The 25,300-nt window shown below is 73.4% G+C and carries 19 protein-coding genes; 7 read left to right on the plus strand and 12 right to left on the minus strand.

Going from position 1 to position 25,300, the window contains the following annotated elements:
* Positions 1–19: 19 nt before the first annotated feature.
* The 4 genes from HOQ23_RS09740 to HOQ23_RS09755 all read right to left on the minus strand — a co-directional run bounded on the left by HOQ23_RS09740 (position 20) and on the right by HOQ23_RS09755 (position 4,049).
* Entirely contained in the window at positions 20–844 is an 825-nt protein-coding gene (locus HOQ23_RS09740) for a cyclase family protein (RefSeq protein ID WP_172214180.1), read from the minus strand.
* Positions 841–1,722, minus strand: a complete 882-nt coding sequence (locus HOQ23_RS09745; protein WP_172214181.1) for a CoA ester lyase — start codon at positions 1,720–1,722, stop codon at positions 841–843. The genes HOQ23_RS09740 and HOQ23_RS09745 overlap by 4 nt, the downstream gene beginning before the upstream one ends.
* Positions 1,723–2,922 (minus strand): CaiB/BaiF CoA-transferase family protein, encoded by a 1,200-nt coding sequence (locus tag HOQ23_RS09750; RefSeq protein WP_172214182.1) that lies wholly within the window; start codon positions 2,920–2,922, stop codon positions 1,723–1,725.
* 143 nt (positions 2,923–3,065) lie between these two features.
* Complete coding sequence (locus HOQ23_RS09755; protein ID WP_216654008.1) at positions 3,066–4,049, minus strand: cupin domain-containing protein; 984 nt, start codon at positions 4,047–4,049, stop codon at positions 3,066–3,068.
* 368 nt (positions 4,050–4,417) lie between these two features.
* Between HOQ23_RS09755 and HOQ23_RS09760 the strand changes: the two genes are divergently transcribed.
* Positions 4,418–6,352: an amidase family protein gene (locus HOQ23_RS09760; RefSeq protein WP_172214183.1), complete on the plus strand. Its 1,935-nt coding sequence runs from the start codon at positions 4,418–4,420 to the stop codon at positions 6,350–6,352.
* A 4-nt stretch (positions 6,353–6,356) separates the two neighbouring features.
* Here the strand turns inward: HOQ23_RS09760 and hutU are convergent, their stop codons facing one another.
* Entirely contained in the window at positions 6,357–8,024 is a 1,668-nt protein-coding gene (gene hutU / locus HOQ23_RS09765) for a urocanate hydratase (RefSeq protein WP_172214184.1), read from the minus strand.
* Positions 8,021–9,559 carry a histidine ammonia-lyase gene (hutH, locus tag HOQ23_RS09770; RefSeq protein ID WP_172214186.1) on the minus strand — a complete coding sequence of 513 codons (1,539 nt, stop codon included), beginning with the start codon at positions 9,557–9,559 and terminating at the stop codon, positions 8,021–8,023. Before hutH ends, hutU begins: the two co-directional genes overlap by 4 nt.
* A 238-nt stretch (positions 9,560–9,797) precedes the next feature.
* Between hutH and HOQ23_RS09775 the strand changes: the two genes are divergently transcribed.
* Positions 9,798–11,177 carry a choice-of-anchor P family protein gene (locus HOQ23_RS09775; protein ID WP_172214188.1) on the plus strand — a complete coding sequence of 460 codons (1,380 nt, stop codon included), beginning with the start codon at positions 9,798–9,800 and terminating at the stop codon, positions 11,175–11,177.
* A gap of 372 nt (positions 11,178–11,549) precedes the next feature.
* Positions 11,550–15,065, plus strand: a complete 3,516-nt coding sequence (locus HOQ23_RS09780) for a (Fe-S)-binding protein (RefSeq protein ID WP_172214190.1) — start codon at positions 11,550–11,552, stop codon at positions 15,063–15,065.
* Between the two features lie 178 nt (positions 15,066–15,243).
* Here HOQ23_RS09780 and HOQ23_RS09785 read toward each other — a convergent pair whose 3' ends face one another.
* From HOQ23_RS09785 to HOQ23_RS09795, 3 genes are all read right to left on the minus strand, one after another.
* Positions 15,244–16,542, minus strand: a complete 1,299-nt coding sequence (locus HOQ23_RS09785; protein WP_172214191.1) for an HNH endonuclease signature motif containing protein — start codon at positions 16,540–16,542, stop codon at positions 15,244–15,246.
* 94 nt (positions 16,543–16,636) lie between these two features.
* Complete coding sequence (locus HOQ23_RS09790) at positions 16,637–16,927, minus strand: hypothetical protein (RefSeq protein ID WP_172214193.1); 291 nt, start codon at positions 16,925–16,927, stop codon at positions 16,637–16,639.
* A 14-nt stretch (positions 16,928–16,941) separates the two neighbouring features.
* Positions 16,942–18,675, minus strand: coding sequence for a sodium:solute symporter family protein (locus HOQ23_RS09795; protein ID WP_172214195.1), 1,734 nt, complete (start codon positions 18,673–18,675; stop codon positions 16,942–16,944).
* Positions 18,676–18,876: 201 nt separating this feature from the next.
* Between HOQ23_RS09795 and HOQ23_RS09800 the strand changes: the two genes are divergently transcribed.
* Genes HOQ23_RS09800 through HOQ23_RS09810 form a run of 3 tightly spaced genes read left to right on the plus strand, consistent with a single transcriptional unit; the run spans position 18,877 to position 20,472 of the window.
* Positions 18,877–19,416: a toxin-antitoxin system HicB family antitoxin gene (locus HOQ23_RS09800; protein ID WP_172214197.1), complete on the plus strand. Its 540-nt coding sequence runs from the start codon at positions 18,877–18,879 to the stop codon at positions 19,414–19,416.
* A 22-nt stretch (positions 19,417–19,438) separates the two neighbouring features.
* Positions 19,439–20,269, plus strand: a complete 831-nt coding sequence (locus HOQ23_RS09805; protein WP_172214199.1) for a DUF4097 family beta strand repeat-containing protein — start codon at positions 19,439–19,441, stop codon at positions 20,267–20,269.
* A gap of 50 nt (positions 20,270–20,319) precedes the next feature.
* The gene (locus HOQ23_RS09810) at positions 20,320–20,472 is read left to right on the plus strand and encodes a hypothetical protein (protein WP_172214201.1); all 153 of its coding nucleotides are present in this window, start codon (positions 20,320–20,322) and stop codon (positions 20,470–20,472) included.
* Positions 20,473–20,517: 45 nt separating this feature from the next.
* Here HOQ23_RS09810 and HOQ23_RS09815 read toward each other — a convergent pair whose 3' ends face one another.
* Both HOQ23_RS09815 and dcd read right to left on the minus strand, forming a co-directional pair.
* Positions 20,518–21,474: a siderophore-interacting protein gene (locus HOQ23_RS09815; protein ID WP_253945345.1), complete on the minus strand. Its 957-nt coding sequence runs from the start codon at positions 21,472–21,474 to the stop codon at positions 20,518–20,520.
* A gap of 75 nt (positions 21,475–21,549) precedes the next feature.
* A complete protein-coding gene (dcd, locus tag HOQ23_RS09820) occupies positions 21,550–22,125 on the minus strand; it encodes a dCTP deaminase (protein ID WP_172214203.1) in 576 nt (191 codons plus the stop codon).
* Positions 22,126–22,191: 66 nt separating this feature from the next.
* On the opposite strand from dcd, the gene HOQ23_RS09825 reads away from it, so the two are divergent.
* Complete coding sequence (locus HOQ23_RS09825; protein WP_172214205.1) at positions 22,192–25,026, plus strand: response regulator; 2,835 nt, start codon at positions 22,192–22,194, stop codon at positions 25,024–25,026.
* Here HOQ23_RS09825 and HOQ23_RS09830 read toward each other — a convergent pair.
* The gene (locus HOQ23_RS09830) at positions 25,016–25,297 is read right to left on the minus strand and encodes a hypothetical protein (RefSeq protein ID WP_172214207.1); all 282 of its coding nucleotides are present in this window, start codon (positions 25,295–25,297) and stop codon (positions 25,016–25,018) included. The genes HOQ23_RS09825 and HOQ23_RS09830 overlap by 11 nt on opposite strands.
* Positions 25,298–25,300: the final 3 nt, after the last annotated feature.

Here is a 25,300-nt window from a genome sequence, read left to right on the forward strand (position 1 = left end):
TGCGGGACGTCGTACGACGTCAGGTGACGACGAGCGCGAGCGGGCGCAGCGGCGAGCCGGTGGCGCCGACGATCGGCAGCGGCGCGGCCACGACGGTGAGCTGCGCGGGCGCGAGGGCGGCGAGGCGCTCGAGCTGGAGCATCTCCATGATCGGTACGCCGGCCTCGACGAGCAGGACCCGGTGGCCGGGCAGGCGCGCGTGCCCCTCACCGGCCGGGATGTGCTCGAAGGCGGTGGTGTCGGAGCCGACCAGGCGCGGGGACCGCGCGGCCAGCCACTGGCAGGCGCCCTCGTCGGGCCCGGGCACGCCGCCGTCGTGGCTGAGGAACGCCTGCGGGTCGTCCCACAGCTGCGCCCAGCCGGTGCGGACCATGATCACGCTGCCGGGCTCGATCTCGCGGTCGCCCGCGGCCGCGGCGAGGTCGTCGGCGGTGATCGCCTGGCCCGGCGCGAGCCGCTCGACGCCGAGCAGCGCCGGCAGGTCCAGGAGCACGCCCGGCGCGACGACCGGAGCGATGGTGTGCACGCCGTGCTCGACGAAGCGGCCGCCCTCCTGGGCGCTGCGGGCGTCGAGGCCGCCGTGCAGCAGCCCGTCGTGGCTGATGTGGGCCAGCGCGTCGACGTGGGTCGCGGTGTGGGTGCCGAGGACCAGCAGGTCGTTGGCGCCCGACGTCCCGTCGACGCGTACGGCGTCGCCGTGGCGGCGCTGGAGGGAGTGCTTGAAGCCGGGGTGGCTCGGCGAGACCGGTACGCCAGGGTGCAGCGGCTGGGCGAGGTCGACGACCGTGACGTCGGCGCCGGCGAGGCGGCCCGGCCCCACGCCCTCGACGGGCAGGCCGCTCATCGAGCGGCCCCGGCGCGGGCGGCGAGCCGCTCGGCCTGACGCACGATCGCCGGGTCCACGAAGGAGCCGTCGGCGAGCACGGAGGCGGCGCTGTCGGCGCCGTCCTGGGTGCCGGCCTCGGCGAGCACCGAGCGGGCCCAGGCCAGGTCGGCCTCCGAGGGCGCGAAGGCCTCGCGGACCACGGCCGGCTGCTTGGGGTGGATGCAGGAGCGGCCGACGAAGCCGAGGGCGGCCAGGCGGGCGCTGGTCTCGCGCAGCCCCTCGGTGTCGGTGACGTCGGTGAACGCGCTGCCCACCGGGGAGGGCAGGCCGGCGGCCCGCGAGGCGAGCACGCAGGTCTGGCGGGCAAGCAGCAGGCCCGGGTCGCCCGCGGCGCCACGCGGCAGCCGCAGGTCGGCGCGCAGGTCGGCCTCGCCGAGCATGATCGAGTGCACGCCGTCTGCGGCCGCGATCTCGTGGGCCCGGGCGATCGCGCCGGCCGACTCCAGCTGGCAGATCAGGCGGGGCTCGGGGCCCCAGGCCGCCGTGGCGGCGCGTGCGGTCGCCACCTCCTCGGCCGACTCGACCTTGGCCACCCGGACCGCGGCGACGTGGCCCGCCTGCACCAGCGGGGTCAGCGCGGCGACGTCGGCGGCGAAGTCGTCGGTGGAGACCGGGTTGACGCGGACGACGACGAACGCCGCCCCGTCGTGCGCCGGCAGCGCCTCGGCGAGGTGCTCGCGCGCGGCGGCCCGCTGGCGCGGGTGCACGGCGTCCTCGAGGTCGACCACGATGCCGTCGGCGACCTTCGCGGCCTTGGCCAGCAGCTCACCGGCGCGCGGGGCGGGGACGTAGAGCCAGGCGAGGGCGTCCTCGAGCGAGGCGAGCGCGGAGCCCACTCAGACCACCCCGTCCGCGCGCAGCTTCTCCAGCTCCTCCGTCTCGAGGCCGAGCTCGCGCAGGACCTCCTCGGTGTCGGCGCCGTGGCCGCGGCCGGTGTGGCGGATCCGGCCGGGCTGCTCGGAGAGGCGGAACATGACGTTGGGCATCCGGATCGGGCCCAGGTCCTCGTCCTCGACCGTGGCGATCGCGCCGATGGCGTTGTACTGCTCGTCGACGATCACGCGGCTCATGTCGTTGACCACGGCCAGCGCGGCCTCGGCCCTGGCGAATTCCTCCACGACGACCGAGGTCGGGCGCGCGAGGATCCAGGAGCCGACGGCCTCGTCGAGGATGTCGGCGTGCTTGGCGCGCTGGTGGCCGTCACCGAACCACGGCTCCTTGGTCAGGTCGTCGCGACCGACCAGGCGCATCACGCGCTCGGCGATGGTGTGGGCGCTGGTGGAGATCGCGACCCAGTCGCCGTCGGCGGTCTTGTAGGTGTTGCGCGGCGCGTTGTTCTCCGAGCGGTTGCCGGCGCGCTGGGTGATCACCCCGAGCTGGTCGAAGACGGTGAGCTGCGAGCCCAGCATCGCCAGGATCGGCTCGATGATGGCGAGGTCGACGACCTGGCCCTTGCCGGTGGTGTCGCGCCCGCGCAGCGCCATCAGGGTGGCGATGGTGGCGGCCAGGCCGGAGATGTTGTCGGCCAGGGCCAGCGGCGGGAGGGTCGGCGGGCCGTCGGGCTGGCCGGTGGAGTGCGCGAAGCCGGACATCGCCTCGGCGATGGTGCCGAACGCCGGCTCCTTGGAGCGCGGGCCGAACTGGCCGAAGCCGGTCACCCGGGTCAGCACCAGGCCGGGGTTGACCTCGCTGAGGCGGTCGTAGGAGAGGTTCCAGCGCTCGAGGGTGCCGGGGCGGAAGTTCTCGATGACGACGTCGGCCTCGGCGACCAGGCGCAGGAAGACCTCCTGGCCGGCGGGCTGGGAGAGGTCGAGGGTGATGGTGCGCTTGTTGCGGCCGAGCACCTTCCACCACAGGCCGTGACCGTCCTTGGAGTGCCCGTGGGTGCGGGCCGGGTCCGGCTTGCGCGGGTGCTCGACCTTGATCACCTCCGCGCCGAAGTCACCCATCAGGGTCGCGGCGGACGGCCCGGCGAACAGGGTGGCCACGTCGAGGACCTTGAGGCCGGTCAGGGGCGGCAGGACGGTGTCGGTCATGGCAGGGCGGCTCCTCAGGCAGGCGTCGCGGGCAGCGGTACTCCGCGGACCCTCCGACGCTATGGAGCCGCCCGCCCGCGCACCACGCCTCCCTTCATCCAGTGGAAGATCGCCTCCCCGGCGCCCCCCGTCGTACGACGACCTCAGCCGCCGACGACCTCCTCGCGCCAGAAGCCCAGCTTGTCGAGCACCGGGCGGTCGGTGACGGTGAAGAGGACGGCGTCCTCCTCCGCGCGGTGCTCGTACGCCGTCCAGCTCGGCACCGCGAGGACGTCCCCGCGCGACCAGGCGATCTCCTGATCGCCGATGCGGCTGACCCCCCTGCCGGCGTAGCAGGTGATGATCTGGCTGGCGGTGGTCCGCAGCGCGGGGCGGGAGCTCCCGACGGCGATCCGCTCCATGAACAGCGCGGTGGTCGGCATCGCCGGGTCGCCGAGCTGCACGCGCAGCCGGCCGTGCTCGTCGGGCGCGGCCGCGTCGAGCCGTGCCTCGGTGCTCGTCCACGAGAAGACGAACGCGGAGTCGCGGGTCGCGCTGGTCGGCTCCTGGAAGCCGTCGGGGTGCCACTCGAGGAACATCGGCTCCAGCAGGTGCACCAGCGGGACGTCGAGGTAGTCGATCCAGTAGCCGGGCTCGGCGCCGTCGTTGCCGTGGCCGTGCCAGCACCAGCCGGGCGTGAGCAGCACGTCGCCGGGCTCCATGTCGATGCGCACGCCGTCGACGACCGTGTAGGTCCCGGGCGCGACGTCCATGACCAGGCGCAGCGCGTTGGGGGTGTGCCGGTGGCTGCGGGCGCGCTCACCGGGGAGGATCATCTGGTAGGCGCTGACCAGCGTGCGCACGGTCGGGTAGTGGTTGCCCTCGACCGGGTTGACCAGGAACAGGTTGCGGCGCTCGGCCTGCTCGGCGGAGATCATCCGCCCGGCGGCGTCCAGCCCGGCCCGCGCGTCGGCGTAGCGCCACACCGCGGGGTCGTGGACGGGTCGCGGCTCGGGCCACAGCGACGGCTCCAGCTTGCTCCAGCCGGCCATCATCGACCGCGGCGCCAGGGCGGCGTCGAGCGCGCCCAGGTCGGGTGCGGCGGCCAGGTCCTCGACACCGGCGGACGGGGTGGGCTCGTGCTGCAAGGTGGCCTCCTGTGGCTGGTCGGACGGGCCGCACCGGCCCGCCGACACCGTGGCAGCCGCACCGCCCGTCCCGCCCGCCTCGACGCACCAGGCGGAAATCGGGCCGCGCCCGGCAGCCGGGGACCCGCGACCCGTGGGACGACCCACGTGAAGAACAGGTAACGCAGACTCCCCGGCGCCCGGCGCCCGGCGCGCGAGAACCTCCCGCCCCCGCGCCCCGACGCCGGACGTCCTGCGGCGCGCGGGCGCACCGCCTCACCCGTTCGGAGCGGGGCTCCGCGTCGAGCCCGCCGCGGCCGGTCGGCGGACGAAACACCGGGGCCGGACACTCCGAGCCCGCACCGTCCCCACCTCTCGAAGGACTCGACTTGTCTCTCTCCTCCCCCCGCCGGACGACCCGCGTCGTCGCCGGGACCCTGTCGGCGGCTGCCCTGGCCCTCTCCGGCCTGGCCGTCTCCTCCCCCGCCTCCACCGCCGCGCCGGCGCCCGCGCCCAAGCCCGTCTCCGCGACCACGCTGCCCGGCGGCCTGCAGCTGAGCACCGCCTCGATCGAGGACCTCCAAGCCGGCCTCACCGCCGGCGACTTCACCTCCGTCGAGCTGGTGGAGGCCTACCTCGCCCGGATCGCGGCCATCGACGACAGCGGCCCGCGCCTGAACTCGGTGCGCCAGGTCGCCGCCGACGCCCGCGCCCAGGCCGTCGCCGCCGACCGGGCCCGCGCGGCCGGCGAGACCGGCCCGCTGCTCGGCATCCCGATCCTGATCAAGGACAACATCGACGCCGCCGGGATGCCCACCACCGCGGGCAGCGTCGCCCTGGCCAACTCCTTCCCCGCCGCGGACGCCCCGGCCACCGCGGCGCTGCGCGAGGCCGGCGCGATCATCCTCGGCAAGACCAACCTCACCGAGTTCGCGAACTACACGACCAGCGGGATGCCCGCCGGCTACAGCTCCCTGGGCGGGCAGGTGCTCAACGCCTACGACCTCTCCCAGACGCCCAGCGGCTCCAGCGCCGGCTCCGGCGTGGCCGCCTCGACCGCGCTCGCCGCCGCCACCGTCGGCTCGGAGACCTCCGGCTCCATCCTCAGCCCGTCCAACGCGAACTCGCTGGTCGGCGTGAAGCCGACCGTCGGGCTGATCAGCCGCACCGGCGTCATCCCGATCTCGGCCTCCCAGGACACCGTCGGCCCGATGGCCCGCTCGGTGTACGACGCCGCGGCGGTGCTCACCGGCCTGACCACCGGCGCCGACCCGGAGGACCCCGCGACCACGGGCGCCGACGCCTACGACGACGTCGACTACACCGCCGGGCTGTCCGAGACCGCGCTGGAGGGCGTGCGCCTCGGCGTGGTGTCCTCGACCAACGAGGTCTACAACAACGCCCTCGAGGTGCTCGAGGCCCAGGGCGCCACGCTCGTACCGGTGACCGCTCCGGCCGGCTCGCAGCAGCCGGGCATCCTCTCCTACGAGTTCGAGCGCGACCTGAACGCCTACCTCGCCCGCCTGCCGGAGAGCGCGCCGATGGACACGCTCAGCGACGTCATCGCGTTCAACGACGCGCACGCCGCAGTGGCGCTGAAGTTCGGCCAGACCCTGCTCACCGCCTCCGAGGCCGTCGACCTCACCGACCCCGCCCAGCTCGAGGCCTACGAGACCGCGCGCGACCTCGGCATCGCCGAGAGCCGGGGCAACATCGACGCCGTGCTCGAGGCGAACGACGTGGACGCCATCGTCAGCAACGCCGGCACCACCGGCGTCGGCGCCCGCGCCGGCTACCCGTCGGTGACGCTCCCGGCCGGCTACGCGGCGAACAACCGTCGCCCGGTCGCGATCACCTTCCTCGGCACGGCGTACACCGAGGAGTCGCTGCTCGGGTACGCCGCGGACTTCGAGGCGGCCGCCGACGTGTGGATGCCGCCGGAGGAGGTCAACCCGACCGCCTTCGTGTGCACCCCTCTGGCCAGCGCCGACGTCATGGAGGAGTGCGCGACCCCCGCACCGGAGGTCGCGACGTCCACGACGCTGGCGTCGTTCGTGCGCAATCCCGTCGTGAAGGGCACCCGCGCCAAGGTGAAGGTCGCCATCGCGGCCGGCGGCGAGCTCGCCCGCGGCCGGGTCACGGCGACCGTGAAGGGCAAGGTCGTCGGCAAGGCGACACTGAACAAGGCCGGCCGCGCCACGTTCTCGCTGCGCAAGCTGGCCGTCGGGCGGCATCGGGTGGTGCTCGGCTACGCGGGCACCGCCACCGTGGCCGCCTCGAAGGACACGCTGACGCTGAAGGTCCGCCCGAAGCGCCGGAAGTAGTCCCTCACCGGGGGATCCGCACCCCCCGCTCCGCGGCGACGCGGGCTGCGCTCTCGTAGCCCGCGTCGACGTGGCGGATCACCCCGGTGCCGGGGTCGTTGGTGAGGACCCGCGCGAGCTTCTCGGCGGCGAGGTCGGTGCCGTCGGCGACGCAGACCTGCCCGGCGTGCAGCGAACGGCCGATGCCGACCCCGCCGCCGTGGTGGAAGGAGACCCAGCTGGCGCCCGAGGCGGTGTTGACCAGCGCGTTGAGGATCGCCCAGTCGGCGATCGCGTCGGAGCCGTCGGCCATCGCCTCGGTCTCGCGGTACGGCGATGCGACCGAGCCGCAGTCGAGGTGGTCGCGGCCGATCACCACCGGCGCGCGCAGCTCCCCGCTGCGCACCATCTCGTTGAACCGCAGCCCCGCGAGGTGGCGCTCGCCGTACCCGAGCCAGCAGATCCGGGCCGGCAGGCCCTGGAAGGCCACCCGCTCCTGGGCCATCGTGATCCAGCGCCGCAGCCGCCGGTCGTCGGGGAACAGCTCGAGGACCGCGGCGTCGGTGGCCGCGATGTCGGCGGGGTCGCCCGAGAGCGCGACCCACCGGAACGGCCCGCGGCCCTCGCAGAACTGCGGGCGGATGTAGGCGGGCACGAAGCCGGGGAAGTCGAAGGCCCGCGCGCAGCCGCCCTTGCGGGCCTCGTCGCGGATCGAGTTGCCGTAGTCGAAGACCTCCGCGCCCGCGTCGACGAACCCGACCATCGCGCCCACCTGCGCCGCCATCGAGGCCCGGGCCCGCTCGGTGAACCCGGCCGGGTCGGCCTGCGCGGCGCGCCGCCAGTCGGCGAGGTCGACGCCGAGCGGCAGGTAGGACAGCGGGTCGTGGGCGGAGGTCTGGTCGGTGACCACGTCGATCGGCGCGCCCGCGGCGAGCAGCGCGGGGAAGACCTCCGCGGCGTTGCCCAGCACCCCGATCGACAGCGCCCGGCGCTCCTCGCGGGCCGCACGGGCCAGGGCGAGCGCGTGGTCGAGGGAGTCGGCGCGCACGTCGAGGTAGCGCTGCTCGAGGCGGCGCCCGATCCGCGCCGGGTCGACCTCGACGCAGATCGCCACGCCCTCGTTCATCGTGACCGCCAGCGGCTGTGCCCCGCCCATCCCGCCCAGGCCCCCGGTCAGCGTGACGGTGCCGGCGAGCGTGCCGCCGAAGCGCTTGTCGGCCACCGCGGCGAAGGTCTCGTAGGTGCCCTGGAGGATCCCCTGGGTCCCGATGTAGATCCACGACCCGGCCGTCATCTGCCCGTACATCGTCAGCCCGAGGTCCTCCAGGCGCCGGAACTCCTCCCAGGTCGCCCAGTCCCCCACCAGGTTGGCGTTGGCGATCAGCACCCGCGGCGCCCATGGGTGGGTGCGCATCACGCCGACCGGCTTTCCCGACTGCACCAGCATCGTCTCGTCGTCGCCGAGCCTGGTCAGGGTCCGCACCAGCGCGTCGTACGCCGCCCAGCTGCGGGCCGCCTTCCCGGTGCCGCCGTAGACGACGAGGTCCTCGGGGCGCTCGGCGACCTCGGGGTCGAGGTTGTTCATCAGCATCCGCAGCACCGCCTCGGTCTGCCAGGACCGGGCGGTCAGCGCGGTGCCCCGCGGCGCGCGGATCGGTCCGCGCCCGGACCCCACCGGCTCCTCGAGCGTCATCGCAGCGCTCCGACCTGCTCCTCGGCGGCGCGCAGCACCGCACCGGAGCGCACCAGCTCCACGGCGACCTCGATCTCCGGGGCGAGGAAGCGGTCCGGTCCCGGGCCCTCGACGCCGGCCCCGCGCAGCAGCGCGACGACCGCCCCGGTGCCGGGGGCGGGTTCCAACGGCGCGCGCAGGTCGAGCGCCCGCGCCGCGGTCAGCACCTCGATCCCCACCACCCGGGTCAGCCCGTCGATGCTGCGGCGCAGCTTGCGCGCGGCCGACCAGCCCATCGAGACGTGGTCCTCCTGCATCGCGCTGGAGGGGATCGAGTCGACCGACGCGGGAACCGCGAGCCGCTTGAGCTCCGAGACGATCGCGGCCTGGGTGTACTGCGCGATCATGTGCCCGCTGTCGACGCCGGGGTCCGCGGCGAGGAACGCCGGCAACCCGCGGCTGCGCGCCACGTCGAGGAAGCGGTCGGTGCGCCGTTCGCTCATCGAGGCGACGTCGGCGGCCGCGATCGCCAGGAAGTCCAGCACGTGGCCGAGCGGGGCGCCGTGGAAGCTGCCGTTGGACTCCACCCGGTCCCCCACGACGACCGGGTTGTCGATCGCCGCGGCCAGCTCGCGCTCCGCCACCTGCGCCGCGTGCTCGACGGTGTCGCGCGCGGCGCCGTGGACCTGCGGGGCGCAGCGCAGCGAGTAGGCGTCCTGCACCCGGGTGCAGTCCCGGCCCCGGTGCGAGGCCACCACCCCCGAGCCCGCCAGCAGCACCCGCAGGTTGGCGGCGGAGGCGCCCACCCCCGGGTGCGGGCGCAGCGCCTGCAGCTCCTCGGCGAAGACCCGGTCGGTGCCCAGCAGGCCCTCCACCGACATCGCCGCCGCCACGTCGGCGCTGCGCAGCAGCCGGCGCAGGTCCGCCAGGGCCAGCACCAGCATCCCGAGCATCCCGTCGGTGCCGTTGATCAGCGCCAGGCCCTCCTTGGGCCCCAGCGTGACCGGCCTCAGCCCGGCCTCGGCGAGCACCTCGGCGGCCGGGCGCAGCGCGCCGGCGGCGTCGCGCACCGGGCCCTCGCCGATCAGCGCCAGCGCGCAGTGGGCCAGCGGGGCGAGGTCGCCGGAGCAGCCCAGCGAGCCGTGCTCGTGCACCACCGGGCTGATCCCGTGGCTCAGCAGCGCGGCCAGCAGCTCCGCGGTCTCCGGGCGCACCCCCGTGTGCCCGGTCGCGAGCGTGGAGAGCCGCAGCAGCATCAGCGCCCGCACCACCTCGCGCTCCACCTCCGGCCCCGAGCCCGCCGCGTGCGAGCGCACCAGCGAGCGCTGCAGCCGGGCGCGGTCGCGCAGCGGCACGTGCCGGGTCGCGAGCGCCCCGAAGCCGGTCGAGACGCCGTACGCCGGCTCCGCCGCGGCCGCGAGCGTGTCGACGGTCTCGCGGCCCTTCACGATCGCGGCGCGGGCGGCCGCGGACAGCTCGACCGCCGCACCGTCACGGGCCACCGCGACCAGGTCGGTTGGACTGACCGGGCCCACATCGACGACGACGCTCCTCATCGCCCCATCCAACGCCGCGGCGCCCCGGGCGTCGACCCCTCCGGTCTCCCCCCGTACGCGAGCCCGATCGGCCCCGACCGGTCGAGACCACTGGTCCGGACCACTCCCGTCACGGGAGCCTCTGTGGTCACACTTCGGCGGCTTCTGGGTAGGCATGAGCGCGAATGCGTAGCCCCAAGCGAACTACCTCGTTGAAACCAGACCCCCCTTCAGGACCTCTCTTGTCAGGAGCAACCCCATGCGCCGTTTGCTGCCACTCGGCACCGCGCTCGCCCTCGCGCTCGTGGTGCCGGCGATGCCGGCCCACGCCACGCCCGCGACGTCCAGCCCCACCGCGAGCCAGGTGAAGGCCTCACCGGAGTGGACGAGCACCGTCGTCGCGGTCACGCCGAAGGCCGAGAAGAAGGCCGGCAAGAAGGGCCGCTACACCAAGTTCGCCCTGGCCGGCGGCGGCTACGGCACCCGCATCGAGGGCGGTGCGCTGCCGGCCTCCTCGGGACGTACGGCGCACAAGGTCATCGGCTGCACCAACGAGGCGGGCCTGGTGCGCCGCAACAGCCTCGCCGGGGTCACCATCCCCGGGCTCGGTGAGGTCGGGGCGATCACGACCACCAACCGCACCCGCAAGTTCAAGTCCGGCCGGGTCGCCTCGATCACGCAGCAGAAGATCGCCGGCATCACGCTGATGAACAACGCCTTCGGCAAGCTCGAGCTCGGCGCGATCAGCACCCGCGCCGAGGCGTACCACGACCCGAAGACCGGCTTCGGCACCAACATCTCCACCAACCTGCTGAGCCTGTGGTTCACCCCGACCGGCGGCAAGCGGACCGGCTTCGACGTCCCGCTGCCGGGCCGCCCGGTGAACATCCCCGGCCTCGGCCGGATCTCGCTGGGCAACCAGGAGAGCAAGGTGAACAAGTCCCGCGCGATCGCCCGTGCCGACGCGCTCGAGGTCTACATCGCGCCGACCAAGACCCGCATCCGCGTGGCGCACAGCTCGGCGAAGATCTTCGACGAGATCAAGACCGGCCTGTTCCGCGGCCGCGCCAGCACCCTGGACGCCAAGGCGCTCGCCGGGCTGCTCGACGTGGGCCGCACCCAGAACATCGTGATGCCGTGCTCGGGCACCGGCGGCAAGGTCAAGCAGGACTCGGTCCTCGACGTCAACCTCCCCGGCGTCCTCGAGGTCTCGGTCGGCGGCAGCCGCCAGATGGGCAAGCAGAACGGTCGCAAGGCCTGGGGCTACGAGGAGGCCAGCCTGGCCCGCGTCGCCCTCGGCGGCGACATGCTCGTCATCGACGGCATCAAGGCCTCGGTGAAGGCCACCCGGCTGCGCAGCCAGAAGGCCAACAGCCGCACCAAGGTGGACACCTCGGGCACCACGATCGGCGCCATCACCGTCAACGGCGAGACCATGAGTGCGCCCCAGGACATCCCCTCGATCGAGATCCCGGGCCTCCCGCTGCTCTCGGTGAAGTTCAACGTCGTCGAGCGCGGCAAGTGGGGCGCCAAGGCGATCGCGGTCCAGCTCGGCGTCCTCGACGTCAACAGCGAGCTGTACGGCGCGAAGATCAACCTCGGCGTCGCGACGCTGAAGATCTACGACGCCAAGCGCTGAGCCGCCGCTCGACGCAGATCAGCACCACCGCACGACCGCGCAGCGGCACCGAACCCGGGCGGGGACCCCTCAAGGGGTCCTCGCCCGGCTCCACGTCGAGGCGCGCCTGCCCCGCCCGGCAGGTGGCACGAGCACGACACGACCCGCGGCCCACGGCGTACGGTCGAGACGCCGAGGGGACTCGGGACCGACGGCGTGACCACCGTCACGATCGCCGAGGCCGGGAAGGTCCGGCCGACGACTCGCCAGCGAATGTTACCGGCGGGTAGAGTCGTTCTCATGTCGAGCGGGCGCCGACCGCTCGACGGGAGCCCCCTAGGCTCGCGCTCGTGCCCGGCGCCGGGCACGCACCACGACGAGGAGCCGTAGTCCATGCAGATCTTCGCCATCGTTGTCTCGTTGGCCTTCACCGCCGTCGCCGTCACCATGACCGCGATCGCCGTCCGCAGCATCCTCGCGACCCTGCGCGTCGGTGGCCCGACCACGGGCCGCACCGACCAGCCGGCCCGCCGGTCGTGGACGATGGTCAAGGAGACATTGGGCCACACCCGGATGCTCCAGTGGCACTGGGTCGGCATCATGCACTGGTTCGTCTACGCGGGGTTCATCATCCTCAGCGGCGCGGTGCTGACCGGCTACTTCCAGCTGTTCAAGCCGGACTTCGCGCTGCCGATCATCGGCCACTTCTTCCTCTACGAGTGGATCAGCGAGGGTCTCGGCCTGCTGAGCACCGTCGGCATCGTCTTCCTGATCATCTACCGCCAGGTGAACCACCCCCGGCGCAAGGGGAAGAAGAGCCGCTTCTACGGCTCCAACTTCTGGCAGGCCTACTTCGTCGAGGCGATGGCGCTCCTCGAGGGCTCCGCGATCCTCTTCATCCGCGGCGCGGAGTACAACCTCGGCCAGATCGCCAGCAGCCACCCCGAGGACTTCGACCGCTTCCACTTCCCGATCAGCTCGCTGATCGGCGACGCGATCTTCCCCTCCGGCGCGGGCTCCGAGGGCACCCTCGAGACGATCATCGTCGTCATCGCGATGTTCAAGATCGTCACCGCGATGATCTGGCTGATGGTCATCGCCAACAACCTCACGATGGGCGTCGCCTGGCACCGCTTCACCGCCTGGCCCAACATCTGGTTCAAGCGTGAGGGCTCCGGCCGCACCGCGCTGGGCGGCATGAAGCCGCTGACCAACAACGGCAAGGCCGTCACCCTCGACGACATCGACGACCTCGACGAGGACGCCACGCTGGGTGTCGGCAAGCTCGAGGACTTCTCCTGGAAGGGCATCCTCGACTTCACGACCTGCACCGAGTGCGGTCGCTGCCAGAGCCAGTGCCCGGCCTGGAACACCGACAAGCCGCTGTCCCCGAAGCTGCTGATCACCGCCCTGCGCGACCACGCCTACGCCAAGGCGCCGTACTCGATCGCCGGCGGCGAGGGCAGCGAGGCGGCCACCGCGCTGCTGGAGAAGGACGAGGTGCTCGCCCGCGAGGCCGAGCGCCCGCTGGTCGGCTCGACCGACCCCGACGAGTGGTTCTACATGCCGGAGTCCGGCTCCGCGGTCATCGACGAGGACGTCCTGTGGTCGTGCACCTCGTGCGGTGCCTGCGTCCAGCAGTGCCCCGTCGACATCGAGCACGTCGACCACATCATGGACATGCGCCGCTACCAGGTGCTGGTGGAGTCGAACTTCCCCGCCGAGCTCAACGGCCTGTTCAAGGGCCTGGAGAACAAGGGCAACCCGTGGAACATGTCCGCGAACGCCCGCCTCGACTGGGCCAAGGACCTGCCCTTCGACGTCAAGGTCGTCGGTGACGACATCGAGTCGCTGGAGGAGGTCGACTGGCTGTTCTGGGTCGGCTGCGCCGGCGCCTACGAGGACCGCGCCAAGAAGACCACCCGCGCGGTCGCCGAGCTGCTCGACATGGCCGGCGTCTCCTTCGGCGTCCTCGGCAACGGCGAGACCTGCACCGGTGACCCGGCACGCCGCGCCGGCAACGAGTTCGTCTTCCAGGGCCTGGCCGCCCAGAACGTCGAGACGTTCAAGGAGTACAAGGTCAAGAAGGCCGTCACGACCTGTGCGCACTGCTTCAACACGCTGAAGAACGAGTACAAGGAGTTCGGCATCGAGCTGGAGGTGGTCCACCACACCCAGCTGCTGAACCGCCTGGTCCGCGAGGGCAAGCTGACGCCGGTCAACGACGGCGCCGGCGCGCACAAGCGCACGATCACCTACCACGACCCGTGCTACATCGGTCGCCACAACGGCGTCTACGAGCCGCCGCGCGAGCTGCTCCAGGTGCTCCCGGGCGCCGAGGTCCGCGAGATGGAGCGCAACTCCGAGCGCTCCTTCTGCTGCGGCGCCGGTGGTGCCCGCATGTGGATGGAGGAGAACCTCGGCGAGCGGATCAACGTCAACCGCACCGTGGAGGCGGTCGGCACCGGTGCCGACCAGATCGCGACCGGTTGCCCGTTCTGCCGCGTGATGCTCTCCGACGGCCTCACCGCGCAGCAGGCCAAGGGCGAGGCCCGCGAGGAGGTCGAGGTCCTCGACGTCGCGCAGATGCTGCTCGCCTCGGTCAAGGGCGAGATGGCCACCAAGCTCGCTCCCGGCGCCGGTGCGGCCGCCCCGGTCGCGGCCCCCGCGGCCAAGGCCGGCGCGGAGTCCCGCACCGACGTGGCGACGAAGGCCGAGCCCGAGGCGGGCGACGTCACCCAGACCGAGAACACCGTCACCGCGACCGAGGACGCCGGCCCGGCGGCCAAGGCCTCCGGTGGCACCTCGCTCTTCGACGACGCCTCCTCGATGTTCGACGAGCCGGCCCCGGCCAAGCCCGCCGAGGCCAAGACCGCGCCCGCCGAGGCTCCCGAGTCGAAGCCGGCCTCGAGCGGCGGGTCGCTGTTCGACCTCGGCAACGACGAGCCCGCCCCGGCGAAGCCCGAGGCCAAGGCCGCCCCTGCCGAGAGCAAGCCCGCGCCCAAGACGGAGAGCGACCTCGGCTCCGGCGGGTCGCTGTTCGACCTCGGCAACGACGAGCCCGCCCCCGCGGCGCCCGCCGAGGCCAAGGCGGCGCCCGCCGAGACCAAGGCCGAGAGCAAGCCCGCGCCCAAGGCCGAGGTCGACCTCGGCTCGGGTGGCTCGCTGTTCGACCTGGTCGCCGACGAGCCGGCTGCACCGGCGAAGCCCGCCGAGGCTGTCGAGACCAAGACCGAGCCTGCCCCGGCGGCGGAGCCGGTCGAGTCCAAGGCGCAGGCCGAGACCAGGGCGCAGGCCGCGCCCGCCGCTGCCCCGGCGACGGACGTCGACTTCGACAACCTCGGCTCGCTCTTCGACCTGGCCACGCCCGAGCCGGCCCCCGCGGTCGAGTCGGTCGAGGCCAAGGCCGAGCCCGCCCCCGCGGCAGAGCCGGTCGAGGCCAAGGCCGAGCCCGCCCCCGCAGCAGAGCCGGTCGAGGCCAAGGCGCCGGCCGCGCCCGCTGCCGCTCCGGCGACGGACGTCGACTTCGACAACCTCGGCTCGCTGTTCGACATCGCCGCTCCGGCCGCTCCGGCCGCTCCGGCACCTGCGGCCGCCCCGGCTGCTGCGCCGCCGGTCACCGAGGCCCCGGCGACCGAGGCGACCACCGAGCAGCCCAGCGGCGCCGAAGTGAGCGAGGCGGCCACCCAGGCCGCCAGCGAGGCCCCCGCGACCGCTCCGGTCGAGACCGAGGCCGCCACCACGGAGAAGGCCGAGGAGCCGCAGGCCCCCGAGCCGGAGCCCGAGGAGGAGCCGGAGCCCGCAGCCCCGACCGAGGAGAAGAAGCCGGCGCCGACCGTCAACGGCGAGGCGCACCAGCCCCGCACCGACGTGGACATCCACGGCTCCGGGTCGCTCTTCGACCTCTGATCAGCACCACGACCGACGGGTCGTGTGGACGAGACGCCCCGGCGTCCTCGACCGCACGGCCTGTCGGTCATTTGCGGCCCCTTCGGCCAGCCCCGCTGGTCATGGTCGTGGACATCCGTTGGTCGGACAGGGCTGTGGCCCCGCCAGCAGGTGGCTGGCGGGGTCGTGACGCTCGGGTTCACTCGTCCGGTGGGTGTGCGGTGAGGAGGCGGGTGGTGCCGTCGGACTTCAGGAGGTGCAGGCCGTGGGGCGAGCGCCAGAGGTACGTCGCGGGATCGGTCTTGTCGTAGGTCCAGCCGGTGTGGGTCTTGGCCCGGTGGTGTCGGCGGCACAGCGGCGCGAGGTTGCAGCTGCATGTCGGACCGCCCTCGCCGTGCGCGACGACGTGGTCGGTGTCGCAGCGGCGGGCCGGGCGTTCGCACCACGGGAACGCGCACGTCGGCTGGACCAGACGGGTCTGCTCGACCAGCCGGTCGGGGACGGCGTAGGCGTCGGTGTGGTGGTGGGCGTCGAGGTCGATGACGGGCTTGACGACGACCTGGGCGTCGCCGGTGCACCAGTCGCGGACCTGGTCGGTGGAGACGATGGAGCGGGTCTCCTCGACCCGCGCGATGCCCGCCTCGTCGCGGCTGATCGCGGCGTGGGCGAGGTGGACGTGGATGACGACCTGGCGGGGCTTCGCCACTGCAGTGGTCCCGTCGCCCGCGTCGCCCATCAGGTCGAGGGTGAGCTGGCGGCGGGCGAGCTCGCCGGCGGCCCGGGAGCGGCGTACGTCCAGCGACTCTGTCGAGCCCAGTGCGGCGAGCTCCTGGGCGCCCTGGCGGATCGCGGCGTCGAGGTCGAGTGCGTCCGCGAGGTCGAGGGTGCCCTCGATCTGGACGGTGCCGTCGCAGTCGGCGGCCTGGGTGTGGACGTCGAAGCGGCGCCCGTCGGCTGCCTGACGGCGCTGCTTCTCGGCACCCTCGGGGTCGAAGGTGACCCGGGCGTGCTCGACCAGCCGGCCGATGGCCGCGAAGCCGATCTTCCCGACGACGGGGGCGAGCTGGCGGTCGACGTACTCCGCGGCGACCAATGGCAACGTGGTGGTCAGCTGCGCGACCCGGCGGGCCTTCCACGCCGGCACCTCACCGGCCTGCACGAGCGCCCACGTGCGCTTCAACCGGTGCGCCAGCTCGAGGGCGTCCCCGATCAGTGACCTCGCGGAGTCGGTCGAGAGACCGAGTGCGGCGCCGAGCTCCATCGGCGCGAACTCCGCGACCAGCGGGGTGCCCTCACCGGCGAGCGGGACGGCCAGTTCCCCGAACACCAGCCCGGTGGTCGGGGTCGGCGACACCGACTCCTCGGGGTGCATCGCCGCCCAGACCAGGGCGGCCTCCAGCACGTCGACCTCTGCCGCCTGGGCGGCGGCCCGGCGGCGCTGTGCGAACGCCAGCACGGCGGCTGGGGTGTCGCAGTCGGGGAGTTCGGGGGAGGCCATGCCTCAGCATACTCGAACACATGTTCGAGGACAAGGGTGTTTCCCCAGGGGCCTCGACCGGCTCGACCAACGCCCGCTGCGCGGCCAACGCCCCTCAGGGAGTCCCGTCGGGGACGTCCGCCTCCGTGGTCTCGGGGACGACGAGGGGGCGCAGGAGGGCCCAGGCGAGGAAGGCGAGACCGGCGGCGAGCATGCCGAGGCCGGCCCAGAGGTTGGCGTTGACGCCGCCGGTCTTCTCGGTCTCGGGGTCGCCGAACAGACCCATCAGCACCAGGATCACGCCGTACGTCGCGATCAGCAGGCCGATGACGTTGCGGATGTCGAGGGCGCCGACCTTGCGGCGTCGCTCGCCTGTGCGGCGGGGCTGGGGGCTCTGCGAAGACATCGGGACTCCCCTTCTCAGAAGGCGACGTTGAGGATGATGACCAGGACGAGAGCCACGCCCGCGAGCGGGAGGGTGCGGCGGTACCACGGGTAGCTCGCCTCGTCGGCGTCCACGAGGTCCTCACGCGGGGTCTCGGAGTAGACCAGGCCGACCAGCTCGGAGCGCGGCTTGGGCTTGGTGACCAGCGAGACCACGATGCTGAGCACGATGTCGACGACGAACGCGGCGCCGGCGGCGACGAACGACGCGCCCTGGCCGCTGAGCGGCAGCACGCCGAGGCTCAGCGAGCCGAAGGAGTCCTCGCTGAGGAAGGCCACCGAGACCGCCGCCAGGGTGCCGGCCACCAGGCCGACCCAGCCCGCGGTGGCGGTCATCCGGCGCCAGAACATGCCGAGGATGAAGGTCGCGAACAGCGGGGCGTTGAAGAACCCGAACAGCGTCTGGAGGTAGTCCATGATGTTCGAGAAGCTGGAGGCGAAGAACGCCGTGCCGATCGCGGCGGCGGTGGCGCCGACGGTCGCGAGCCGCCCGACGCGCAGGTAGTAGGCGTCGTCGCGGTCCTTGACCACGTAGCGCTGCCACAGGTCGTAGGAGAAGACCGTGTTGAACGCCGAGATGTTGGCCGCCATGCCGGCCATGAACGCCGCCAGCAGACCGGTGATCGCGACGCCGAGCAGGCCGTTGGGCAACAGGTCCCGCATCAGGTAGAGCAGTGAGTCGTTGAGCTTCACCGTCCCGCTGGCCCCGCCCTCGACGGTCTCACCGGCCTTGGTCTGGGCGATCTCGGTGACGAGCACCGCGGCGATCATGCCGGGCAGGATGGTGATGAAGGGGATGAACATCTTCGGGAAGGCGCCGATGATCGGCGTCTTGCGCGCCGAGCTGATCGAGTCCGAGGCCATCGCGCGCTGGACCTCGACGAAGTTCGTCGTCCAGTAGCCGAAGGAGAGCACGAAGCCGAGGCCGAAGACGATGCCGATGACCGACAAGGTGCTGGAGTCGAAGCCGGTGAGCGCGTTGCCCGGCCAGGAGTTCAGCTGCTCGGCCGCGCTGGCGGAGCCGCCGGCGCCGGCGTTCTCGGCGATCCGCTCCTTCAGCCCGTTCCAGCCGCCGACGCGGTCCAGGCCGATCAGGGTCAGCGGCAGCAGCGCCGCCACGATCACGAAGAACTGCAGCACCTCGTTGTAGATCGCCGCGCTCAGCCCGCCCAGGGTGATGTAGGAGAGCACCACGATCGCCGCGACGAGCAGCGCGATGATCAGGTCCCACCCGAGCAGCGCCTGGATGATCGTGCCGAGCAGGTAGAGGTTGATGCCCGCGATGAGCAGCTGGGCGACCGCGAAGGACAGCGAGTTGACCAGGTGGGCCCCCGTGCCGAAGCGGCGAAACATGAACTCAGGGACCGAGCGCACCTTGGAGCCGTAGTAGAAGGGCATCATCACGACGCCCAGGAACAGCATCGCCGGGATCGCGCCGACCCAGAAGTAGTGCACCGCCGGGAGGCCGTACTCGGCGCCGTTCGCGGACATGCCCATGATCTCGACGGCACCGAGGTTCGCCGAGATGAAGGCCAGGCCGGTGACCCAGGCCGGGAGCGATCGCCCGGAGAGGAAGAAGTCCACCGAGTCCGAGACCTGGCGGCGCGCCATGATGCCGATGCCGAGCACCACCGCGAAGTAGAGGGCGATGACCAGATAGTCGACAGGCTGGGCGTCGATCAGCGTCCCTGCCGCGGTCGGAGCCTCCATCGCCACGCCCTCTCTGCGCTGCCCCGCGCGACCTGGGCGCGCGACTGGGCATCAGGTCGGGTGCCCGCAAGCCGTCTGGACCAAACCGGGCCGCGGTTGTGGCCGAGGCGACATCGCCCTGGCAACACAGCAACCCACCGACGCCACCATGACGGCAAACACCCCTTGACGTGACGTCATGGTGATGTCAGCGTGGTGCCCATGGACATCACGCCGTACGTCGAGAGCCTGCGCCGCGACCTCGCCGCCGCGGCCGCGACCGGCGACGAGGGCGTACGCCGCGCCGCGGAGCGCCTCGGCCACGCCCTGGAGGCCGCGGCCCGGCTGGCGGTCATGGAGGCGGTCTCGCAGGCCGCCAGCGAGATCACCGCCGAGATGCCGGCCGGCCGGGTGGACGTGCGCCTCGACGGGCGCGAGCTCGCGTTCGTCGTGGACACGCTGCCGCCGGCTCCCCCGCCGCCCCCGGCCGCGCCCGCTCCGCCCGGTGCCGGCGCAGAGGACGAGGAGGACAGCGTCGCCCGGATCACCCTGCGGATGCCGGAGTCGGTCAAGACCCGGGCGGAGGAGCTCGCCGCGAGGTCCGGGCAGTCCCTCAACGCCTGGCTGGTCCAGGCCGTCCGCACCGCCACGCAGGAGAGCGCGATCAACGTCGACCTCGACGTGTCGAGCATCCCCTTCCTCGGCACCGACCCGCTGGGTCGGGGCCGCCCCGGCAACCGCCGCATGACCGGCTGGCTCTGACAGCAGCCGCGAGGAGACCCCCATGAGCATCCTGCGCACCCACGAGCTCGCCACCCCCGACCCGGTCGACCTCCTCGTCGAGGTCCGCCACGGCCGCGTGGAGCTCACCGCGACCGAGACCGCCACGACCCGGGTACGGGTCACCGGCGCCGACGCGCCCGACACCCGGGTCGTGCAGCACGAGGAACGGGTCGAGGTGCTCGCCCCGCCACGCCGCTCGGGGTTCCTCGGCGACACCGACCTGCTGGTCCAGGTCGAGCTGCCCACGGGCAGCAACGCCGCCGTGCGGAGCGGCTCGGCCGACGTCGAGGCCGTCGGCTCCCTCGCCAGCCTCCAGGTCCGCACCGGGTCCGGCGAGGTGCGCGTCGAGGAGCTCACCGGCGCGGGCCTCATCGAGAGCGGGTCCGGCACGGTCCGCGTCGAGCGCGCCCTGGCCGAGCTGCGCGTCAAGAGCGGGTCGGGCGACGTCCTGATCGGGCGCAGCGCCGCCCCGACGACGACCTCCACCGGGTCCGGCGACGTCGTGGTCGACGACCTCGAGGCCCCTGCCGTGGTGAAGACCGGCACCGGGGACCTGCGGATCGGCCTGGCCTCCGCCGACGTCACCCTGACCACCGGCAGCGGCGATCTCACGGTCACCCAGGCCCGGCGCGGGCGGTTGCAGTGCAGCGGCGCGTCGGGCGACGTCCGCGTCGGCGTGCCCGAGGGCGTCGCGGTCTGGACCGACGTCACCACCCTCACCGGCACCATCCGTGCCGACGCGGCGGGCACCGGCGCCCCCGCCGAGGGCCAGGACCACATCGAGCTGCGCGCCACCACGGTCAGCGGCGACATCGTCGTCGCTCGGGCCTGACACCGTCCGTCCCCCGGGCCCCCGCGGCCCGCCCACCCCGGGAGCACCCCATGAGCGAGTTCCGTCCCCTCATCGAGCAGCAGGCACGTCACCAGATCGAGGAGCGCATCGCGCGCGCCTCCAGCCCGCGGGTCCGCAACGCCCCGCGGCGCCACCGCCTCGCGGAGGGCCTGCGCCGCGTCGCCGACCGCCTCGAGAACTAACGGCCCGGCGCCGCCGGCGACCCCCTCAGCGCGCCGGTCGCGAGGTCAGGACTTCATGGCGACGCCGAGGCGCCAGTAGCCCATGAAGGCGACCTGGCGCCGGTCGAAGCCGTGGTCCTTCACCAGGGCACGCCGCAGGCCGGTGACCGCCCGTGCCTCCCCCGCGATCCACAGGTAGAGCCCGTCGCGGACGTCGGCTTCCCCGAGCGCGGCCGGGTCGAGCACGGCCTCGCCGGAGGAGGAGTACGTCGGGGTCTCCCACAGGTCCGGGTCGACCTCGTCCTCCGCGACGGCGCCCTGCGGGTCCGCGCCCAGGCCGAGGTGCTCGAGCACGGCGGGGTGCAGGCGCGAGCCGTACGGCGCGCCCTCGCGGGGCAGCCAGACGACCTGGACGCCCTCGGGGTGCACGACCGACAAGATGTCGCCGGTCACCGGCACCTCGAGGAAGGCGGCACCCCGGGCCTCGGGCGGGAGCTGGGCCAGGATCGCGGTGATGGCGGGGACGGCGGTCTCGTCGCCGGCCAGCAGCACCCGCGAGGCGGTGCCGGGCACGAACTCGATGCCGCCGAAGAACTCGCCGCGCCGGGGCGCCAGCACCACCGCGCGGTCGCCGACCTGCGCGGCCGCGGCCCACGTGGCGCCGGGACCGGACTCGCCGTCGGCGTGCAGCACGATGTCCACCACGATGCGGGTGTCGGCGCCCTCGCCACGGACCTCGCGGATCGTGTAGGTGCGCATCACCCCGCGCTCCTCGACCGGGCGCTCCAGCCACGCGGCGTACCAGCCGGCGTGGGCGCCCTCGAAGGTCGGCAGCGGCGCGCCCGGGGCGTGCGGGACGATCAGCTTGAAGCGCTGGTCCCACCACGGCCCGTCGACGCCGAGGTCGGCCAGCGCGGGGCTGCCGAGCTCGAGCCGGACGAAGCTGGGCGAGATCCGGTCCACCCGGCGCACCTCGACCTCCTCCAGGAGCATGGGGAGGGTCTGCGTGGGCGTGGCGGTCATCGGGTTCCCGTCGTAGGTGTTAGGCAAACCTAACCTTACGCCTTTCCGGGTCCGCGCGTCAGCCGACGACCGAGGTCAGATCGGCGTGCGGTGGAAGCTCTGGAAGGAGCGCGACGGCGTCGGGCCGCGCTGGCCCTGGTAGCGCGAGCCGTACTTCTGCGACCCGTAGGGGTGCTCCGACGGCGAGGTCAGCCGGAAGAAGCAGAACTGCCCGATCTTCATGCCGGGGTAGAGCTTGATCGGCAGGGTCGCGACGTTGGCCAGCTCGAGGGTGACGTGTCCGGAGAACCCGGGGTCGACGAAGCCGGCGGTCGCGTGGGTGAGCAGCCCGAGGCGGCCCAGCGAGGACTTGCCCTCGACCCGCGCCGCGATGTCGTCGGGCAGTGTCAGCACCTCGTAGGTCGAGCCGAGCACGAACTCGCCGGGGTGCAGGATGAACGGCTCGTCGCCGTCCGGCTCCACCTCGCGGGTCAGGTCGCTCTGGTCCGCCGCGGGGTCGATGTGCGGGTAGCGGTGGTTCTCGAAGACCCGGAAGAACCGGTCCAGGCGCACGTCCACCGAGGAGGGCTGCAGCATCGCAGGGTCCCAGGGATCCAGCGCGACCCGCCCGGAGTCGATCTCCGCGGTGATGTCGCGGTCAGAGAGCAGCACCCGCTCAACCTACCGGCCGCGAGATCGGCTGTGGGGCTGCGCGCGGTCATCTGGGACGATCGCGCCGTGAATCTCTCTCGTCAGGTACGCCGTGTGTCGCTCACGGGTCTCCTGGCGGTGGCCGCGGTCGTCCTCGTGAACCTCGCCCTGCTCGGCTATCTCGCCGCCGTCGTGAACCCCACGATCGAGAGGGTGGGGACCGGCGCACGGGCCGAGCGGAACAAGCACATGGCGATGATCGACCAGGAGACCGGCCTGCGCGCCTACCTGATCACCGGCGACCGCGAGATGCTCGACGTCTACTTCCTGGCCCGCCAGGAGCTCGCGGCCCGGCTGGTGGTCGCCCGCGAGTCCTTCGAGGGCGAGCCCGACCTGCTGGCTCTGGTCGACGAGCAGGAGGAGCGGATCAGCCGCTGGACCACCGAGTGGGCGCAGCCGGCACTGGCCCGCGGCGCCACGTTCAGCAGCAGCGCGGTGGACGCCGAGCGCCGGCAGTTCGTGCGCGACGGCCAGGTGCTCTTCGACGACTACCGCGACGCCTACCAGCGGGTGCAGGACGCCGCCGACGCGCGCCGGGAGGGCCTCGAGGGGCGCCGCCAGGGCGTCATCCAGGCGGCGCTCCTGGCCCAGGTGCTGCTGCTGATCGGCGGCGTGCTGACGATGTCGGTCCAGCGGCGGCGCCTGGTCCGCTCCGTCGTCGAGCCCGTCGGCCTGCTGCTCACCCAGATCCGCACCCTCGGCCGGGGCGACCTCACCGCCCGCAACCAGGTGCGCCGCCCCGAGGAGCTCAGCGCCATCGGCGCCGGCCTGGACGAGATGACCGCCGCCCTGGCCCACGCGCGCGAGGGCACCCGGCGCCACGAGGAGCAGCTGGTCGCGGCCCGGCGTACCGCCGAGGAGGCGAACGCCGCCAAGTCGGCCTTCCTGGCCACGATGAGCCATGAGATCCGCACCCCGATGAACGCGGTGATCGGGATGTCCGAGCTGCTTCTCGACACCGACCTCGCCGCGGACCAGCGCGAGTACGCCGAGACGGTGCGCAACAGCGGCGCCACGCTGCTCGCGATCATCAACGACGTCCTGGACTTCTCGAAGATCGAGGCCGGCGAGCTGGAGCTGGAGCACCACCCCTTCGTGCTGCGCGACTGCGTCGAGAGCTGCCTGGACCTGGTCGCTGCACAGGCGAGCGCCAAGGGGCTGGACCTGGTCGCGCACATCGACCCGGCGGTGCCGCCGGTGGTCGTCGGCGACGTGACCCGCCTGCGCCAGGTGCTGGCCAACCTGGTCGGCAACGCGGTCAAGTTCACCGCCACCGGCGAGGTGCTCGTCTCGGTCGCCCCCGTGGCCGCCGGGGACCGCCTGGACACGGCCGACGCAGCGGGCGCAGCGAGCGACGGCAGCGACGCTCGGGCCCCGCGGACCACCCTCTCCTTCGCCGTGCGCGACACCGGCGAGGGCATCCCGGCCGACCGGATGGACCGGCTGTTCCGCTCCTTCTCCCAGGTCGACTCCAGCACCACGCGGGTGCACGGCGGGACCGGCCTCGGACTGGCCATCAGCCAGCGGCTGGTCGCCGCCATGGGCGGACGCATCGACGTCGCCAGCGAGGCCGGCGTGGGCTCCACGTTCACCGTGGTGGTGCCGCTGACCTGCGGCGGAGAGCCGGAGGACCTGCAGGACACGGCGCGGGTCGCCCCGGCGGAGCTGCCCGGTCGCCGCGCACTCGTCGTCGATGACAACGCCACCAACCGCCGCATCCTGCGCGCCCAGCTGGAGTCGTGGGGCATGGAGGTCGTGGACGAGGAGTCCCCCGTCGACGCCCTGGTGGCGGCGGCCGAGTGGGTGCCCGACGTGGCGATCCTCGACATGCACATGCCCGACCTCGACGGCGTGGCGCTGGCCACCGGCCTGCGAGCGACCGCGGGCTGGGCGGACGTCCCGCTGGTGCTGCTCACCTCCCTCGGCGAGCGGATCCCGGGCGCGGCCGAGCTCGGCCTCGTGCACCTCACCAAGCCGGTCAAGGCCGCGGCCCTGCGCGGCACCGTCGCGCGCACCCTCGGGGCCCGGACCGCCGAGGCCGAGCGCCCCGAGCACGAGCCGATCGGGCGGCTGCGGGTGCTCCTCGCCGAGGACAACCCGGTCAACCAGCGCGTCGCCAGCCTGATGCTGGAGCGCCTGGGCCAGCGCCCGGTGGTCGTCGCCAACGGCCAGGAGGCGCTCGACGCCGTGCGGGACGCGCCGGAGACCGCGCCGTACGACCTGGTGCTGATGGACGTGCAGATGCCGGTGATGGACGGGCTCGAGGCCACCCGCCGGATCCGCGCCGAGCTGCCCCCGGAGCGCCAGCCGCGGATCGTCGCGCTGAGCGCCAACGCCCTGGTCGAGCAGCGCGAGGAGAGCCTGGTCGCCGGCATGGACGAGCACCTGTCCAAGCCGGTGCGCTCGGAGGAGATCGCCGCGGCGCTGCGCCGTACGCCGCGGCGCGGAGCGCCCGCCCCGGAGCGGGAGCCGGACGAGACCGCGGAGGCGCCGGCACCGGCCGGCCCGTCCCCGGCCGGTGGACCGCTTGCGGTCGACCCGACGGTCCTCGAGGCGCTCCTGCGCCACCTGGGCGACAGCGGCCCGGCGCTCGGGAGGTCCCTGGTCGCCGCGTGGCGCAGCGACGCCGAGCACCAGGTGGAGACGCTGCAGCGGGCCGCGAAGGAGGAGGACCGCGCGGCCGCCGCGGCGGTGGCGCACAGCCTGAAGTCCGCGAGCGCGGCCGTGGGCGCCGTACGCCTGGCCGCCGCCTGCGCCGAGCTGGAGCGCGACCTGGGCGACGGGGCGCCGGTGGACCTCGCCGCGGCCGCGGACCAGGTGGCGACCGAGGTGGCGACCGCCCGGGCGGCGTTCAGTCGCTGACGGCGTCCCCGCCGTCGAGCATCACGACCGCCTCCCCCTCGACCACCTTCACCGGTATCCCGGCGATCTCGGCGAAACGCTCCTGCAGCCGCCCCCGGCGCGCCTCGTCGAGCGGCTCGCTCACCGTGACCACCAGCCCGCTCAGGTCGCCGCACGCCCCGGCCGAGGTCAGCTCGACGCCGGGCATCCGCCGGGTGCGCTCCCACAGCCGCACGGTGGCCTGCCGGACCTCCTCGCCCGACCACGCCACCTCGTCGACCACGACCCGCACGCC

The sequence above is a fragment of the Nocardioides sp. zg-DK7169 genome (genome assembly GCF_013155365.1).
In the GTDB taxonomy this organism is placed as follows: domain Bacteria; phylum Actinomycetota; class Actinomycetes; order Propionibacteriales; family Nocardioidaceae; genus Nocardioides.

What these genes read in the sequence shown, in the direction of transcription:
- HOQ23_RS09740 (WP_172214180.1), bottom strand. Translation starts at nt 844, where the DNA reads ATGAGCGGCCTGCCCGTCGAGGGCGTGGGGCCGGGCCGCCTCGCCGGC.
- HOQ23_RS09750 (WP_172214182.1), bottom strand. Translation starts at nt 2,922, where the DNA reads ATGACCGACACCGTCCTGCCGCCCCTGACCGGCCTCAAGGTCCTCGAC.
- hutU (WP_172214184.1), bottom strand. Translation starts at nt 8,024, where the DNA reads ATGACGCTCGAGGAGCCGGTGGGGTCCGGGCGCGGACCGATCCGCGCG.
- hutH (WP_172214186.1), bottom strand. Translation starts at nt 9,559, where the DNA reads ATGAGGAGCGTCGTCGTCGATGTGGGCCCGGTCAGTCCAACCGACCTG.
- HOQ23_RS09775 (WP_172214188.1), top strand. Translation starts at nt 9,798, where the DNA reads ATGCGCCGTTTGCTGCCACTCGGCACCGCGCTCGCCCTCGCGCTCGTG.
- HOQ23_RS09780 (WP_172214190.1), top strand. Translation starts at nt 11,550, where the DNA reads ATGCAGATCTTCGCCATCGTTGTCTCGTTGGCCTTCACCGCCGTCGCC.
- HOQ23_RS09785 (WP_172214191.1), bottom strand. Translation starts at nt 16,542, where the DNA reads ATGGCCTCCCCCGAACTCCCCGACTGCGACACCCCAGCCGCCGTGCTG.
- HOQ23_RS09790 (WP_172214193.1), bottom strand. Translation starts at nt 16,927, where the DNA reads ATGTCTTCGCAGAGCCCCCAGCCCCGCCGCACAGGCGAGCGACGCCGC.
- HOQ23_RS09795 (WP_172214195.1), bottom strand. Translation starts at nt 18,675, where the DNA reads ATGGAGGCTCCGACCGCGGCAGGGACGCTGATCGACGCCCAGCCTGTC.
- HOQ23_RS09800 (WP_172214197.1), top strand. Translation starts at nt 18,877, where the DNA reads ATGGACATCACGCCGTACGTCGAGAGCCTGCGCCGCGACCTCGCCGCC.
- HOQ23_RS09805 (WP_172214199.1), top strand. Translation starts at nt 19,439, where the DNA reads ATGAGCATCCTGCGCACCCACGAGCTCGCCACCCCCGACCCGGTCGAC.
- HOQ23_RS09810 (WP_172214201.1), top strand. Translation starts at nt 20,320, where the DNA reads ATGAGCGAGTTCCGTCCCCTCATCGAGCAGCAGGCACGTCACCAGATC.
- HOQ23_RS09815 (WP_253945345.1), bottom strand. Translation starts at nt 21,474, where the DNA reads ATGACCGCCACGCCCACGCAGACCCTCCCCATGCTCCTGGAGGAGGTC.